The 16,620-nt window shown below is 69.5% G+C and carries 9 protein-coding genes and 1 tRNA gene; 3 read left to right on the top strand and 7 right to left on the bottom strand.

Features of this window, described 5'->3' with window-relative positions; translation table 11 throughout:
• Positions 1-622 precede the first annotated feature (622 nt).
• Positions 623-2,848 (top strand): ATP-binding protein, encoded by a 2,226-nt coding sequence (locus ACFPZN_RS25360; RefSeq protein WP_378284656.1) that lies wholly within the window; start codon positions 623-625, stop codon positions 2,846-2,848.
• Here the strand turns inward: ACFPZN_RS25360 and ACFPZN_RS25355 are convergent.
• Positions 2,793-3,410, bottom strand: a complete 618-nt coding sequence (locus ACFPZN_RS25355) for a hypothetical protein (protein WP_378284655.1) — start codon at positions 3,408-3,410, stop codon at positions 2,793-2,795. The two genes, ACFPZN_RS25360 and ACFPZN_RS25355, sit on opposite strands and share 56 nt — an antisense overlap.
• Positions 3,410-4,513 (bottom strand): hypothetical protein, encoded by a 1,104-nt coding sequence (locus tag ACFPZN_RS25350; protein WP_378284654.1) that lies wholly within the window; start codon positions 4,511-4,513, stop codon positions 3,410-3,412. Before ACFPZN_RS25350 ends, ACFPZN_RS25355 begins: the two co-directional genes overlap by 1 nt.
• Before the next feature lie 604 nt (positions 4,514-5,117).
• Between ACFPZN_RS25350 and ACFPZN_RS25345 the strand changes: the two genes are divergently transcribed.
• The gene (locus ACFPZN_RS25345) at positions 5,118-8,300 is read left to right on the top strand and encodes an AfsR/SARP family transcriptional regulator (protein ID WP_378284653.1); all 3,183 of its coding nucleotides are present in this window, start codon (positions 5,118-5,120) and stop codon (positions 8,298-8,300) included.
• Positions 8,301-9,269: 969 nt separating this feature from the next.
• Here the strand turns inward: ACFPZN_RS25345 and ACFPZN_RS25340 are convergent.
• Positions 9,270-9,342 (bottom strand) — tRNA-Arg (locus ACFPZN_RS25340).
• A gap of 591 nt (positions 9,343-9,933) precedes the next feature.
• On the opposite strand from ACFPZN_RS25340, the gene ACFPZN_RS25335 reads away from it, so the two are divergent.
• Positions 9,934-10,968: a D-alanyl-D-alanine carboxypeptidase family protein gene (locus ACFPZN_RS25335; RefSeq protein ID WP_378284652.1), complete on the top strand. Its 1,035-nt coding sequence runs from the start codon at positions 9,934-9,936 to the stop codon at positions 10,966-10,968.
• A 474-nt stretch (positions 10,969-11,442) separates the two neighbouring features.
• Here the strand turns inward: ACFPZN_RS25335 and mscL are convergent, their stop codons facing one another.
• The 4 genes from mscL to ACFPZN_RS25315 all read right to left on the bottom strand — a co-directional run bounded on the left by mscL (position 11,443) and on the right by ACFPZN_RS25315 (position 16,419).
• Complete coding sequence (gene mscL / locus ACFPZN_RS25330; protein ID WP_378284651.1) at positions 11,443-11,850, bottom strand: large conductance mechanosensitive channel protein MscL; 408 nt, start codon at positions 11,848-11,850, stop codon at positions 11,443-11,445.
• A 52-nt stretch (positions 11,851-11,902) separates the two neighbouring features.
• Entirely contained in the window at positions 11,903-12,520 is a 618-nt protein-coding gene (locus ACFPZN_RS25325) for an SAF domain-containing protein (protein ID WP_378284650.1), read from the bottom strand.
• A gap of 900 nt (positions 12,521-13,420) precedes the next feature.
• Positions 13,421-14,236 carry an S-methyl-5'-thioadenosine phosphorylase gene (locus tag ACFPZN_RS25320; protein ID WP_378284649.1) on the bottom strand — a complete coding sequence of 272 codons (816 nt, stop codon included), beginning with the start codon at positions 14,234-14,236 and terminating at the stop codon, positions 13,421-13,423.
• 101 nt (positions 14,237-14,337) lie between these two features.
• Positions 14,338-16,419 carry an MMPL family transporter gene (locus ACFPZN_RS25315; RefSeq protein WP_378284648.1) on the bottom strand — a complete coding sequence of 694 codons (2,082 nt, stop codon included), beginning with the start codon at positions 16,417-16,419 and terminating at the stop codon, positions 14,338-14,340.
• Between the last annotated feature and the right edge of the window lie 201 nt (positions 16,420-16,620).

Raw genomic sequence — 16,620 nt, 5'->3', positions numbered from 1 at the left:
GGACATGCTCGGCAATTGGAACAAACAACAGGGATCGGAAACGCGCCGCATCCGGTAGATATCCGCGAATGGGTGACGAACCGTCTTCCCGGGGGATCTCCGCCCTCGCCCTCGGAAACGCGGCGTGCTGCGGAACTTCTTCGGCTATCCTCCTTTCTGTCTCGAGGCCGTGGGTTGTTGTCATTGCGGTCTTCGGCATCATCGAGGGTGCGCCAACATCCATTCCGCGTACGGGTGCGCTCGAATCTCTGATGTGTCGGCCGACCCTGAGCAGTCCATTCGCATTTCCGCCGTCCGCTGCCGGCGTCCAGAGGTGAGGGCGGCGAGATGATCTCCGGCACCCTTCTGGGGTCGTATCTGTTGATCAAGAACTGGGGGCCGTGCCCCGCGCCCGTGCCCGCCCTCGCGCCCCCATGCGAGGTCGACGCGCCGCCGGCGGCAATGCGCATATGGATCACCGTGCACCGCCTGCGACAGAGTGCCATGCCTTATCACCTTGGGTGACTTTGGTAATGACTACATTTTACTCGAATGTGTTCAGTGTTGCATGATGGTGCGGAGTGGAGTCGGGTGCGGGCATTCGGGTGTCTTTTCGGTCGAGCCGGCGCTGCCGAAACGAGTGATGGGACGGACGGTGGAGTCGTTCAACGACGGAAGAGTCAGGGGGCCCTGGAGTAACGAGCTGACCGGCTTGATAGCGGGATCGGCCGTCCAGGCCAGGAACATCGAGGGCGGCATCCACATCTCGGCCCCGGACAGGGGGCTGCCGCCGGCTCCCGCGCAGCTACCGCCGCCCGGACTCTTCGCCGACCGCCGCGCCGAGCTGGAGGAACTCCGGCGGCTGAGCCATCGGGCCGGAGGCGCCGGGGACGGCGGCCTGGTCGTGATCGCGGGGCCGGGCGGCGTCGGCAAGACAACGCTGGCCCTGCACTGGCTGCACCAGGTCAAGGCCGGCTACGAAGGGCAGCTGTTCGTCGACATGCGAGGGTTCTCCGGGGGCGAGCCGCTGCCGCCCACCGAACCTTTGGAACGTTTTCTGCGGGCGCTGGGCGCGAGCGCCGACGGCATTCCCCCCGAGATCGACGAGCAGGCGGCGCTGTTCCGCTCCGTGACCACCGGGCGGCGACTGATCATCATGCTCGACAACGTGGTGTCGGCGGCCCAGGTGCGCCCCCTGCTGCCCGGCGCCGGGCCCGCACTCGTCGTGGTGACGACCAGGCGGCAGCTGTCGGGGCTGCTGGTGGACGGCGCCCGCTTCCTGGACCTCCACCCGCTGGGAGTGCCGGGTGCGCTGGAGCTGCTGGGCCACATCATCGGCCCGGAGCGCATCGGGGCCGAACGCGAGCAGGCCCGCTCCCTGGTGCGGCTGTGCGGCCTGCTGCCGCTGGCGGTCTGCGCGTCCGGGGCGCGACTGGCCGCACGCCGGCGCTGGCCGATCGCCCGCGTGGTCGACGAGCTCGGTGACGAGGCGCGTCGGCTCGACCAACTGCGCACCGGTGAAGGGGACACGGAGGAAGGGGACATGTCGGTGATGGCAGTGTTCAACGCCTCCTACCGGGCACTCAACGAGGCGCACGCGCGCGCCTACCGCTTGCTGGGCACCCATCCCGGGCCACACTTCGACATCGAGGCCGCCGCGGCCCTGCTGGGCGGCGAACACGACCGCACCGTCGAGCTGCTGGACGGCCTGGTCGACGTCAGCCTTCTGGCGGAGGAGTCGACCGACCGGTACCGGTTCCACGATCTGGTACGGCTCCACGCGCGCGCCAAGGCCGAGGAACTGGACTCGGACGGCGAACGGAACGCCGCGTTCGCGCGCCTCGCGGACTGGTACCTGCGGACGGCAGTGGCGGCCGATCTTCTCCTCCTCCCCGGCCGCTGGCGCCTCGGCGTCCACTACCAGGCTGAACACCGAGCCGGTAGTGAAGACCAGGGGAGATTCACCGAGCGTTCGCAGGCCCTGGCATGGCTGGAGCGCGAGCAGCCCAACCTCGTGGCCGTGGCCCAGCAGGCGCATGCCCTGGAGGCGCACACCCTGGCGTGGGAGATCTGCGAGGCGATGTGGTCGTTGCTCCTGCACCGCAGGTACTACCAGGTGTGGATCCAGGTGCATCAACTCGGCCTGGCGGCAGCCGAAGCCTGCGCCGATCTCCCGGCCCGCGCCCGGATGCTGGAAGGGTTGGGCATGGCCCACCACAACCTGCGGGACTACTCCGCCGCGCGGGAGCATTTCCAGGCGGCGCTCGACCTGGAGCGGCGCGCCGGCCATCGGATCGGTGAGGCCTCCGCACTCGAGGGCCTCGGCCTCGCTGAGCAGGCCGCCGGTGCCGATGCGCGCGCACTCGAACTGTTCACCCTGGCGCGGGACCTGCACGCCGAACTCGGCCGTCCGCGAGGGGTCGCGCTCATGCGGCGCCACATCGGTCAGACGCTCAGCGTGCTCGGCCGGCACGCCGAGGCGATCGACAGCCTTGACCACGCGCTGCGTTACTTCACCGGCACCGACGAGCTGTACCACCAAGCCCGCACACTCGGTTGCCTTGGGCGAGCCCGCCTACGGGCGGACGAGCCCGCCGACGCCGCCACGACCCTCAGGGAGGCCCTGGTGGCGGCGCGCCGGGCCGGGGCGCGGCAGGAAGAGGCGAACGTCCTGCACGCCCTGGCCGACGTGGCGGTACGGCATAGCGACCGGGAGACCGAACGCCTCCTTCTGCAGAAGGCGTTGGACATCTACACCGCGCTCGACGCACCGCAGTCCCGCGAGGTCGAGGCCAGGCTCGCCGAGCTTCCCGCTATCCCACCCGGGCATGAGCGTCCCGACGATCCTCCCCATCCTTCTCGGGGATGACCCGTACGGCTGCCGGCGCCGCCGCACACCCGTAGGTTACGGTCAGCCGCGCCGCGGTGAGCGCTTCCGGCGGCCATCCCGCGGTGATCCAGGCGTGGATCGCCGACACATACGACAGCACGTGCTCCTCGAGGCACGACGCGGGCCGAACGGGAACGAGCCGAGCCCGCCAGCCGGACGCGGTGGCCACTACGGCGTGGCCACGCCCGTCCGGGGTCAGGGCCATGACGAGGCAGCCCGGGAAGCGGCCGCGGAGGTCGTCCACGACACCCGGCGCCGGTTCCCGGTTGCTGTACCGGCGAACGATCACATCCGCGCACGACAGCCACGCCGGCGAACGCTCGCTGGTGCCGGCCACGAGATGCTCGTCCACGAAGGGACGCCCCTCCGGCACGACCGGGAGCCGCTCGTCCGGCAGTGCGGCGGGTCGGCGGCGAAGCTCGACGAGCATCCCCGATCCCTGTCCCGCGTCCACCCGCAGACGCTCCGCTCCCCGAACGCGGAGCACATCGCGCCGGCGGCACACGTCCCGAATCCTCACCAGCGAGGTGTCCCCGCCCATCAGGCCGCCTCGCTGCCGTCGTGCGCGATCGGCCGCGGCATCGGCACCGGGACCACCTCAGGCGGGTCCTGCCGGTCCGGCAGCCGCATGAGCCGATACATCTCCCGGCGGATGAGTCCGGCCGCCTCACCGGGTCTGGAGCTGAGATCCAGCCGGAAATCGGCATACCTGTCGGCGGAGAAGGCGTGTACGGCGTCGTCGAGCTGCGGGCGCAGCGGACGGTTCCAATCGACCCGCGCGGCGATCGTGCCGAGCCTGGCGGTGTGCGACCCGGGCGCCACGCTGTCCTCGGGGAAGGCGCCGAGGAGCACCGGAACGCCGAGCGCGGCGCCATAACTGGTCACGGAGCCGTGGTCACCGATGATCCGGTCGGCGGCGACGAGGGCCGCCCGCCATCCTTCCTCAGGAGGAAGAAGCCGCACCCCCAGCCGCATGCTGTCCGCGTACCAGGATGTGACCTGCCGTTTTCCGTACCAGGCCCAGACATGGGGATGCAGGGCGGCGACGATTCTGTACCCGTCCCGCGGCAGTTCGGCCGCGACGCGCAGGAGCAGGTCGGGATGCCGGCCCAGCAGCGAGTCCGTGTCCCAGGTGGAGCTCACGAAGACGAGCTGCTGAGTGCCGTCCACGCCCAGGGCGCGGCGGTACGCGTCCCGCCGGGGAAGGCTCGCCAGCAGCCTGTCCAGGCACGGATCTCCCGCGACGAAGCTCACCGGCAGCGCCTCGGGACATTCCCTTTCCAGCATGGCCTGGTGCCGCTCATGCGCCATGGCGACCGACGAGGGGACTACGCGTCCGGCGACGACGAGCCGTTCACGAATGAGACCGGTGACGGGACGAGAAGCAGTGGGACCGAACCCCTCGGCTCGGTGAAGGAGCTTGCCCGGACCCGAACCGTGCGGCACGGTCATGACCGGCGCGTGCAGTTTCTCCAGCATGCCGTGGCTCGCGGCGACGGCCAGGTCGAAGCTGGAGCGAATCGCCTGCGGCCAGGGCAGGACCACCCCTCCGAGCCCTTGGAGGAATTCCGTCAGCCCACCGGTGAAGATGGACGCCGGCGCCGCTGTGTACGCGACGACGACCCGCCGGTCGCTTTCCAGCAATGGCAGAATGTCCGCCAACCGCGTCGCCGCCGTGAGATGGTGGGCGACGGCGAGGACTTTGCGTTGGACGGGAACAGTTGATCCCTTGGACGCGTTCAGGTCGAACGGTCCAGGTATCCACTCGTCCGCGGAACAGTGCACTTCAGCCTCCTTGGCAGGTCGCTGCCGCTTCGGACGGCGCTCGGACGCGAAATGCCGGTGAGATCGCCGCGGTCGCGGCGGCTCCGTTCCATCCGAGCGTTGCCGGACCACGCTCCCGACCGTCGAACAGCGGGGGCCGCTCAGAGCCGTGGATGATCGCGAAGCCCTGGGCGGCCCACCGGTTCGGGCCTGTCCGATGCGGACTTCGGAGCCATTCGAAGCTGACATCCCCGTCGACCAACCCCCGTGTGCCGTGCGGGTGCCCCGTGCCCTTACCACGGGGCGAATGATCCGCCACGGAATCGAGCGTCGGTGAAGTGCCTTGACGAAATCTTGCAGTATCCCTGACTGTGTCGGTAACGATGTCCGATGATGGTCAGGTGACCGGCGTGGGCGATTCTGGCCACAGCGGTCTGGTGATGCAAGGATCTACCAAAGAGGAGATTTCCGCAAAGGGGCGCTGATGATATTCCGCGTCATGGGCCCCGTTGAGCTGTGGATCGACGGTCAGCGGCGTGACCTGGGAACGGCCAAGGAGCGCCGCGTCCTCGTGGCTCTGCTGCTCACCCCCCGGCAGCCCGTGCCCGTGCAGACCCTGATCCGTTGTGTCTGGGACGAGGATCCGCCGGCCAAACCACGGCAGAGCCTCTACTCGTACGTCACGCGGCTGCGGAACCGCCTCGAGGGTGTCGAGGGCATCCGGTTGCGGTCCCGGCAGGGCAGTTACATGCTGGACGTCGAGGACGAGGCGGTCGATCTGCACCGTTTCCGCCGGCTGCGGGACCAGGCTCGCGCCATCGCCGGGAGCGGTGATGACGAGTACGCCCTGGAGCGCTACCGCGAGGCGGCCGAGCTCTGGAGAGCCGCTCCACTGGCCGATCTCTCCGGTGACTGGGTGGCACGGACGCGGCGGAGCCTGGAAGAGGAATTGCTGGCCGCCACGTTTGAACGGATCGACATCGAACTGCGCCGCGGCCACCACGCCGATATCGTGACGGAGCTGTCGGACCTCGTCGAAAGCCATCCGTTCGACGAGCGGCCGGTCGAGCGCCTGATGATGGCGCTGTTCCGCGGCGGACGGCAGGCGGAGGCGCTGAACGTCTACCGGCGTACGCGGGATCATCTGGCGAGCGAGTTGGGCACCGACGCCGGACCGCGGCTCCAGGAACTCCAGCGGCGGATCCTGCGTAACGACGCGGCGCTGGCGCGCGTTCCCGGCCAGCAGCCCGTGCTCGATCGCCGCCCGAACAACCTGCCCCATGACGTGCACGCCTTCACCGGTCGCGACGAGGAGCTCAGGCAGCTGCTGGAGGCGGTGCCCGCCGGAGACGACCCGTGGCCGTCGGGAGCCGCGGTCATGATCGCCATCGACGGGATGCCCGGGGTCGGCAAGTCCGCACTCGCCGTCCATCTCGCGCACCGGCTGTCCGGGCGATTCCCGGACGGGCGCGTCTACCTCGATCTGCACGCGCACGACCCCGGGCAGAAGCCGCTGGACCCCGCTGGCGCGCTCGACATCCTGCTGCGCGTGATCGGGGTCCCCGCGGCGCGCATTCCCCGCACTCTGGACGAGCGCGCCGCCCTGTGGCGGTCGCAACTCACGGGGAGCCGCATGGTCATCGTGCTCGACGACGCCGCCGGGCACGACCAGGTCCGGCCCCTGCTGCCGGCGTCCGCCGGGTGCCTGGTCGTCATCACCAGCCGTCGCCGGCTGACGGGGCTGCACGACGCGCATTCCCTCCCGCTGGACGTGCTGCCCGTCGAGGACGCCGCCAAGCTGTTCTCCCGCATCGCGGGGGCGGGGCGGGTGGCGGACGAACCGACCGAGGTCGCCGCGGTGGTGAGGCACTGCGGGCGCCTGCCGCTCGCGGTGGGGATCGCGGCCAGCCGGCTCCGGCACCGCCGTGCCTGGGCCGTCGCCGACCTGCTCGTGCGGCTCGGTTCGGACGACCGCCGCCTGGAGGAGTTGCGGAACGAGGGCAGCGAGATCGCATTGGTGTTCGAGGTCTCCTACCGGGGGCTCGGGCCGCCGCTACGCGAGGCGTTCCGGCGTCTCGGCCTGCACCCTGGGCCCGAGCTGACCGCGTACGTCGCGGCCGCCGCCCTGGGCCGCTCGGTGAGGGAGGCCGAGCGGGTCCTCGAGGAACTGCTGGACCGGCATCTGATCAGCGAACCTGCGCGGGGCCGCTACCGCTTCCACGATCTCGTGCATGACTACGCCCGGAGCCTGGCACGGCAGAACGATTCCAGCGATGAGCGCCGCCTCACCGGTCACCGGATCCAGGACTTCTACCTCGCGGCCGCGGACCAGGCTGACCGGATTCTCTCGCCCCAACGGCGGCGGCGCCGCATCCGCCTGCTGTATGCACCTCCGGAGCTGCCTCCATTGCGCGCGTCGGCGCAGGCCGAGGAATGGTTCTCCGCCGAGCTCGACAGCCTGTTGAACGCGTCCAGGGACGCCCCGCCGGACCATGTGGCCCAGCTCGCCCAGGTGCTCGCCACGTATCTGGAAACCCAGGGCCACTGGGAGTTGGCGGCGGACGTTCACGAACGTGCCGTCTCCGCCTGTGATCAGCTGGGCGACCTGATGGGAAAGGCCGGTGCGCTCAACGGCCTCAGCCGCATTCGGCTCCGTAGTACGGAGTATGACGGCGCGCTGGGCGCCGCGGAGGATGCCTTGGGCATCTACAGGTCGCATGGTGAACGGCATGGGGAAGCCGAAGTCCTCGACCATGTCAGTCTTATTCATTGGCATCAATCCCGCTTTGCTGAGGCGCTGGCTCCCTGTGAGGAGGCGCTTGAGATACGCCGTTCGCTGGGGGACCTCCGCGGCGTGGCGAGAAGTCTCGATCACGCGGCAATTTTCTTGGAGTACACCGGCCACTACGCGAAAGCCGAACGTCTGCGAGAAGACGCTCTTGCGATCTTCGCCGAGATCGACGACCTTCCCGGACGTACGATGGCGTTCAACAACATGGGAGACCTGGCCCTGCGCATGGGGCGGGTGAACGCGGCGGCGCGTTTCTATCAGGACACCGCCGCGGCGGTCGCGAAGTTGGGCCGCCAGTACCAGGCGATCTGGCTCAGTAACATGGCGAATGTTCATCTGCATGCCGGCGACAACGAGGCGGCCCTTGAGGGGTACCGCAAGGCGCTTGCGGTATTCGTGGAGATCGGTGACCGGCGCAACGAGATCGAGGCCCTGCTCGGAATCGGAAGGGCATTCCAGGGCGCCGGGCGTTATGGCGAGGCCCTCATTCACCACCAGAAGGCGCACACCATCGCCCGCTTCGTGAACGGGCGCTACGAAGAGACGATGGCGTTGCGGCAGATGGGCGAGGCGCTCACGGGCGCCGGACGCGGGCCGGACGCGGTCGACTGCTTTCGGCGGGCGTATGACCTGGCCGATCGGATCGGCGTGCCGTACGAGACCGCCAAGGCGCTCGAAGGGATGGGGACGGCCTTGCTGACCTTGGAGGGCAGGGAGGCGGCCCGGCGATGCTGGCGTCAAGCCCTGGCCATTCTAGAATCCTCTGGCCTCCCGGAGGAACAGGCCGTCAAATCGTACCTACGGCAGACAGGCGGCGCCACCGGAACGGGTAGCGATATTCACCCATCGGACCCCGCATCCGGTCGCGGCAAGTGACTGTTTGGTAATTTCCCTATCAATCAAAGTATCATGCGCGATCGTCTCCCGAGGGCCGGCGCCGCCTGTATGATCGTCATGTCGGGAATCTCCCGATATCAACTATCGAAAGGACATGGATGTTGGCGCGCCTGGGAGTCGTCTTTGCCGCTACTACGGCCATCGTTGTAGTAACGGCGGGGGCGGCGAACGCGATCATCATGTGGTGATCGTATGGGGAGAAGCGGGGTGGTAGCATTCGCCCCGCTTCTCCGCAGTGTCGAGATCCGGCTTCCTCCGGCAATGCCTCCGTGCATATCGCATTGCGCGTTCGACGTCCGGTCGAAAAATACGCCATGTTAGCAGGCTCCGGTGATGGCGAGGGCCAGGCTTTCAACACAAACCCCCGCCTGACTACGCGCATGTTCTCGGGTCGCATTGGCTGGCGCGCAGCTCATTCCACCGGTGTGTCTGGAGAGCCCCAGTTGCGGGCGGGTCCTGCTGGTCTGTCCATCAGTGCGCCCCCTCACGCCCCCGAGGCTGCAACCGCGGCACGCCCCCCGCCTTCACCCGAACCTGGGCCGGGCGTATCCAGCTCTCCTTGGCCAAGAAGGCTGCGGACCGGCCGCAGGGAACACCTCTGGCGTCCACGTGCACCGCATCGGGTTCCGGCGAGGGCCGCCATCCGCGTCCGACGACAACATCCGCCTGTCCGCTCAACTCTCCCGCGCTCAGGGAAGCGGTCTCCGCTCGCAACGCGCGGACTGCCCCACCGGGAGCCAAGATCGCCGCCGAGTTCGGCGGTCTTCAGCGACGGCGGACGGCCACTTGAAAGCCGGACCCGTCATGGCGCCGCCGATCAAGGCTGCTTCGGCGACCCGCAGCACGAGACTGTGACCTGCGTCTCTATTCGCCAGGGTGCCGTGGCCACAGCCCCCTCGGAAACATCCGGTGTCCAGGAGGCCGCCGCGATCACAGCCAGGGGAGAGGCGCCCCCGGCAGGATTCGAACCTGCGACACCCGCTTTAGGAGAGCGGTGCTCTATCCCCTGAGCTACGGAGGCTTGTCGTCGCTCGCCGGAAGAGCTTAGCGGACGGCACCTACAGAGTAGGGGAACGGGAGGGGCGATCGCTCCAATTAAAGATGGGGATGACTGGGCCAACTAGGCCGAGTCGGTGTCGGTCGGTACGCTTCCGTCCGTGAGCGGGCGGCATAAGGCACGCGGGGAGACGCGGCGGAACCGGACCTACGTCGTCGCCGGCGCGGTCGGTATGGCCTTCGTGGTGGTCCTGGGCTTGATCGTGGCGGGAGGCCGGGGCGGGACGGAACAGCCGCGGACGCGGCCAGAAGCGGTTGGGGCATTGTCGGAGACGCCGCGGGTGGCTCCCGAGACGCATCCCACGCGGGGGGAGTACGTGCCGCCGAGGCCGTCGCCGACGACGCAGGCGCCCGCGCCGGTGCAGCGTCCGAGGACCCGGGAGGGCCGCAAACCGGAGCGGCGCGCTCACCGCGAATGTCCTCGGGGATGGCCGGGCGTCCCGTTCCTGAGGGACTGGTGTCGGCGTCACGGTTACCGGACTCGGTGAAGTCGTCTGTGAACTTGTAGTAACGTTCCTGCCGCTGTCGTGCTTTTGGGCATCAGGAGGAACTCACTGTGCCAATCCCCCGGTCGGCGCTGCTGACCGCGGTCTTCCTGGTGATGGCGGTGGTGGTCGCACTGCCGGGAGGGGCCGCCGCGCGCGAGGATCCCGTACAGGAACTGCGTCGTTCGGCGGCCAAGGCGCGCTCGGATCTGCAGAAGGCCACGGAGCAGATGGAGGCGCGCAAAAAGGAGCTGGCACGTTCCCAGGACAAGCTGCGGGCGACGCTCAAGGACCTGGCGAAGGCGGAGGCCGAGCTCAACCGGATCCGGGGACCGCTGGCAAGGCTGGCGAACGCCTCGTACCAGCAGCCTGGTGCGGCCGGATCCATGTCGATCTTCGGTGCGGGCGACGCGGGCGACGCGCTGCGGGTGACCGCGGACGTCACCCACATCGCCAACGGGCAGCAGGCCCTGGTCCGGCAGGCCGACGAGCTGCAGCGGCGCCGGCAGCAGCTGGCGTCCACCGCCCAGGACCTCCAGTCACGGAACGCGGTGGAGCAGACCCGGCTGCAGCAGGAGGTCGACGCCCTCAAGCAGAAGTCATTGCAGCTGACCAAGCAGCTCACGGCCAAGCTCAAACGGCTGGAGGCCGACCGGGAACGGCGCTTGCAGGCCCTGTGTGACAAGAGCCTGGCGTCGGGCGCCCGCAGGTTCCCGAACGGGCTGATCCCGGCCAAGTACCTGTGCCCGCTGCCGCAGAAGGGCGAGCAGCTCAGGGCGGACGCCGCGCTGGCCTTCTACAAGCTGAACGCGGCGTACAAGCGGCGGTTCGGACGCGACATGTGCGTCACGGACTCCTACCGCAGCCTGGCCGACCAGCAGCGGGTCTATTACCAGCGGCCCGGGTTCGCGGCGGTGCCGGGTACGAGCAACCATGGCAAGGGGCAGGCCCTGGACCTGTGCGGCGGCGTGGAGAACGCCAGCACCGCCCAGTTCAAATGGTTGGAGGCCAACTCGCGCAAGTACGGGTGGTTCCATCCGGCATGGGCTTACAGCAACCCGTACGAGCCCTGGCACTGGGAGTACGGCAACGAGAGCGAAAGCTGATCGCGCCGAATCGGCCACCGAGCTTCCCGGCGGGCTGATCGGCAACATTCCTGGCGGGCTGTGCCAGCGGTGTTTCCCCATGGAGCGGCCGCCGACGTTCCCGACGGACGGGCCGGTGGCGGCGTTCTCGGCGGGCTGGTGGGTGGTGTTCCCGGTGGAGGGGACGGCGGCGTTTCCGGCGGGGTCGGTCTGCGAGGTTTCCCCAGCGGGACGGTTCGGCGGTGTCTATCGATGGGTTGGCTGGCGGCGTTTTCAGCGGGCCGGTCGGGGGTGTTTGCCGTCGGGTCGGCTGGCCAGGGGTGTTCCCGGTGGATCGGTCGGCGGTGATTTCTGGCGGATCGATCGGTGGCGTTCCTGGCCAGCCGATCGGTGGTGCTCTCGGTGGACCGGCCAGAGGCGGTTTCCTGCGGACGGGGCGGCGGCGGTTCTGGCGGGCCGACCGGTGACGGTTTCCGGCGGTCGGCCCGCCGGACGTCAGGAGGCCGCTGCGGTGGTCAGCTCCGACGTGCAGAACTTGCACCGGGTCGCCTTGATGGGAATGTCGGAGAGGCAGTGCGGGCAGGGCCGCTCGGTCGCCTCCTCCGCTCTGATCATCCGCGCCATGACCTTGGCGATCGGCAGGACCACCAGGAAGTAGACGACCGTCGCCACGATCAGGAACGAGATCAGCGCGGTGACGAAGACCCCGAAGGGGAACTTGGTGCCGTTGAGGGTGAACGCCAGGTCGTCGAAGTTGGGCTTGCCGCCGACAAGGGCGATCAGCGGGCCGATGAAGGCGTTGACGAAGGCGTTGACCAGGCCGGTGAACGCCGCGCCGACGACGACCGCGACGGCCAGTTCCACCAGGTTGCCGCGGAACAGGAATTTCTTGAAGCCGCTCATAGATCCTTCCGATGGTGACTCTTGGTGATGAAAAGAGTGCGGAAAGACGTTATCAAGGCTTGGTGATGGTAAGCGCAAGGTGGGGGCCCGCCCCCGCCAGTGCTGCGGCCTGTGAACGGTCGGCCGCCAGCACGACGAGCGCTCCGTTGCCGCCCGTTCCGACCTGACCGCCGGGGATCGCCACGACCGGCGCGGACGCGACCACCAGGCGGGCGCGGAGCGGCCCGCGGGAATGGGAATCCGCCCCGAAACCATCGGTGTCCGGCGGCGCCAGCACGTCCACACGGTCGCCCCTGCGCAGGAGCCGCACCGAGCCCGCGTCGGCGATCCGCACCGGCGCCGCGACCGTCCCCGGCCCGTAACCGCCCAGCAGGCCCGGAGAGATCAGCCGCACGTCCGTGAGCGGCTCGCCTCGCCGCATCGGCCCGGCCAGGACCCCTCCAGTGGCAGGCGCGCGCAGGACGCCTGCGGGCACCGCGCTCGAAGGCACCGTTGCTGGACGGAGATCTCCCGCACGCAGGGTCGTTCCGCCGGGGAGGTCTCTCGCCGCCACCAGGATCGGTGACCCGTCCACCGGACGCGGTTGCAGGGCCAGCAGCGTGAAGCCCGTTCCGAGCGCGGCCAAGACCGCCGCGAGAGGCCGCCGGTACGCACCTAAGCGGCCACCCATGAGACTCCCCTTCCGGGATAGGTGTCGTCTGAGCACGTGTGCGTGAGATTCACTGACATGTGTTGCCGTCCTTCTAGTTGGTTCGTCGTCGCTGGTTGGAGCCCCGCGCGAGGCTTGGTGGGCATGCTGAGGGTGCTCTCGGCAGCCCCAGGGCGCCGTCCGACGCCCGTGATATGTCGGTCGCTGGTCGGGATGGGCGGTGTGTCGCTGGTTTCTGGAGCGGTTGGGGGTGCTCGGCGCTCTGAGCGGGGGTGCCTGGACGGGTGGCGGTCGTGTCGCCGGTCGCAGCGGCTCGGGGCATTCGCGTTCTGTACGCCGTGGTGTGTTGCGGGTGTCCGGCGGTTCGTGGTTTGTGGAGGGCTGTCGGTGAGGCGTTGGCGTTGGTCAGGCTGTGCTGTTCTGTCGCTGGTTTCAGGGCGCGTTTGGGCGATGTGGGCTCAGCGTTTTGAGTGGGGTGGCCTTGCTGCTGGTCGTGGCGGCTCGGGGTCTTCTGTGCTCCGTTCTCTGTGGGTGTGTTGGGGGTGCCTGGTGGTTCTCAGATGACGGTGCAGTCGCTGGCCGTTGGGTTGTGCGGTGGCTTGCGGAGCGTGGGTTGTTGGCCGCGATTCGCTGGGTGGTTGGTGGCTGGTTTGGGTGATGTCACTCGGGTCTGGGGAAGGTGCTGGCGGTCGTGCGCGATTGGTGGCCGCATGGCTCGACTGCGGAGCGTTGCGGTGAGGGCATTCGGGTGTATCGGCTGACGATGGTGGGGACCCGGCTGGGCAGATGTTTGGTCGGCTGTACGTGCTGGAACTGCATCCCCCGGCTGGGTTTGCGGTTTGTTCGTGGCTGGCTGCTGGTGAAGGTGTTTGGGTGTCCGCGTTTGGTTGTGTTCTGGTGATGGGGTGGGCGGGGGTGTGATCAGGGGAGGGGGATGGGGAGTTTTATGCCGTCCAGGGAGTGGGGGCAGGGGCAGGGGCGGTTTTGGGGGAGGGACTTGATGACTTCGGCTACCAAAGGGCGGAGGCGGTCGATGTTCTCGCCGAAGACGCGGAAGACCTCCTCCATCGTCACGCCCTCGCCCTCTTCGATTCCGGCGTCCAGGTCGGTGACCAGGCAGAGCGGGGTGTAGCAGAGGGCCAGTTCGCGGGCCAGGACGGCTTCGGGGTGGCCGGTCATGCCGATCAGCGTCCAGCCCTGTGCGGCGTACCAGCGGGACTCGGCGCGGGTGGAGAAGCGGGGGCCCTCGATGACGACGAGGGTGCCGCCGTCGACCGGGGCCCACTGGGCGGTGCGGGCGGCGGCGAGGGCGGTCTGGCGGCCGGTCGGGCAGTACGGGTCGGCGAACGACAGGTGGACCGCGGCGCCCTCGTCGTAGAAGGTCTGGACGCGGCTCTGGGTGCGGTCGACGAGCTGGTCGGGGACGGCCAGCGTGCCGGCGCCGTAGTCGGGGGTGAGGGAGCCGACGGCGCTGGGGGCCACGATCTGGCGGACGCCCAGGGCGCGCAGGGCCCAGAGGTTGGCGCGGTAGGGGATCCGGTGCGGCGGGTGGCGGTGGTCGCGGCCGTGGCGCGGGATGAAGGCGACCCGGCGGCCCGCGATCTCGCCGATGGCGATGGCGTCGCTGGGCGGGCCGTACGGGGTGTCGGGCCGCACCTCCTCGATGTCGTCGAGGAAGGAGTAGAAGCCGGAGCCGCCGATGACCCCGATCTCGGGCTGGGACGTCGTTTGAGCCATGCCGCCGACATTAACGAGCTGCCGGATCCCGGCGGGAGGCCCCTCGGGGATTGTGGATAACTTGCCGAAGGGGCCCGGCCGACGGGCCGGGCCCCTTCCGGTCAGCCGACCGGGTCCAGGACCTTGGCCTGGTCGGAGTGGGGCGTTGTGGTGGGCTTGGCGAGGCGGCTCGGGGCCCAGATGCGCCGGCCCAGGTCGTACGAGAGGGCCGGGAGCAGCAGGGACCGGACGATGATGGTGTCGAGCAGGACGCCGAAGGCGACCACGAAGCCCATCTCGGCCAGGCTCACCAGGGGCAGGGTGGCGAGGGCGGCGAAGGTGGCGGCGAGCACCACCCCGGCGGAGGTGATCACGCCGCCGGTGACGGTGAGGCCGCGGATGACGCCGCGGCGGGTGCCGAGGTGCTGGGACTCCTCGCGGACGCGGTGCATGAGGAAGATGTTGTAGTCGACGCCCAGGGCGACCAGGAAGATGAAGGCCAGGAGGGGGAAGCCGGAGTCGGTACCCTCGAAGCCGAACACGTGCTGGAAGATGAGCGCGGAGGCGCCCAGCGAGGCCAGGAACGACAGCACGACGGTGGCCATCATCAGCAGCGGTGCGACCAGGGCGCGGAGCAGGGCGACGAGGATGAGGAAGACCACGGCCAGGACGATCGGGATGATGACCTTGTTGTCGCGGTCGGCGGCCCGGTTGATGTCGAGGGTGGTGGCGGTGGTGCCGCCGACCTTGGCGTCGGCGCCGGGGACGGCGTGGACGGCGGTGCGGAGCCGGTCGATGGTGTGCTGGGCCGCCTTGCTGTCGGCGGAGTCGCGGAGGGTGGCCTCGTACTGGACGAGTCCTCCGACGGTGACCGGTTCGCCGAGTTCGGCGATGCCCCGGGTGCCGGTGACGGCGGTGGCCACCTGGGGTGCGGCGGAGGCCTTGGCGATGACGACGGCGGGCGAGCCGGAGCCCGCGGGGAAGTGCCGGGCGGCGACCTCGGCGCCGACGATGGAGTCGGGCTTGTCGACGAACTGGCCGGCGTCGGAGAGGCCGTCGGCCTTGAGCGAGGTCAGTCCGAGGGTCATGGCGACCAGGCCGACCGCGGTGACGGCCCAGATGACGCGGGGGCTGGCGCTGACGAGGCGGGCGATGCGGCTCCAGACGCCGTGCTCGGACTCGTACGCCTCGGGCTTGAGGTACTTCTCGTCGTGGCGGGGGACCAGCGGCCAGAAGATCCAGCGGCCGAAGATGACCAGCAGGGCGGGCAGCAGGGTGGTCATCGAGGCGAGCGCGGTGACGACGCCCGCGGCGGCGACCGGGCCCAGGCCGGCGGTGGAGTTGAGGTCGGCGGCCAGCAGGCACAGGAGGCCGACGGCGACGGTGGCGGCGGAGGCGACGATGGCCGGGCCGGCGCGGTGCAGCGCGTAGGCCATGGCCTCGTGCCGGTCGTGGTGCCGGTGCAGTTCCTCGCGGTACCGGGCCACCAGGAGCAGCGCGTAGTCGGTGGCGACGCCGAAGACCAGGACGGTGAGGATGCCGGCGCTCTGCCCGTTGACGGTGAGGCCGGCGTGCTTGGCCAGGAGGTAGACCACCGACTGGGCCAGGCCGAGGGCGAAGACGGCGCTGAGCACGGGGACGAACCAGAGCAGCGGGCTGCGGTAGATGAAGAGCAGCAGGATGATCACGACGCTGCCGGCGGCCAGGAGCAGGAAGCCGTCGAGGGTCTCGAAGACCTTGAACATGTCGGCGCCGCCGCCCGCGGGCCCGGTGACGTGCGCGTCCAGTCCGGGCGGGCCGCGCTTGGCGAGGTCGCGGGCGTCGTCGACGGCCTTGACGACGTCGACGTCGGTCAGCGGGACGAGGGTCTGCAGCGCCTTGCCGTCGCGTGAGGGGAAGGGGCCCTGCGGCTGCTGGGCGCCGGGGAGCTTGGCGAACGCGGCGGTGTCGGACCTGGCCTTGGCCTGGTCGGCCGGGGTGACGCCGCCGGAGCGCTCGTAGACGATCACGGCGAGCATGGTCTCGTCGGCGCGGAAGCGCTCCTGCAACTCGACGACCTGCGTGGACTCGGCGCCCGCGGGCAGCCAGGAGGCGGCGTCGTTCTCCTCGACCTCGCCGAGCTTGCCGGCGAGCGGGCCGAGGGCGGCCAGCAGGACGACCCAGACGGCCAGGACGGCCCATTTGGTGCGTCTGCCGGCGATCACCGCGGTCAGTCGGTGGGCCCATGTCCGGGGCGGGCTTGCGGAACTCATCGTCTGCTCCCAGGGAATCTCAAGATATGTCGCGAGAGACCTTAGATTGTCTCTGTTTCCGAGAGTTGTCAAGTAATATCGCGAGTTGCCTCGGCGGGTCCGGCGGCGCGTTCTCATCGTCGCCGCGAGGGCGCCGGGCGCGCGTCCGGCGGA

Source organism: Actinomadura rugatobispora, from assembly GCF_042656285.1.
Classification (GTDB): domain Bacteria; phylum Actinomycetota; class Actinomycetes; order Streptosporangiales; family Streptosporangiaceae; genus Spirillospora; species Spirillospora rugatobispora.
Note: the sequence above shows the minus strand (reverse complement) of the source record. Positions and strands in the feature narration are given on the sequence as shown.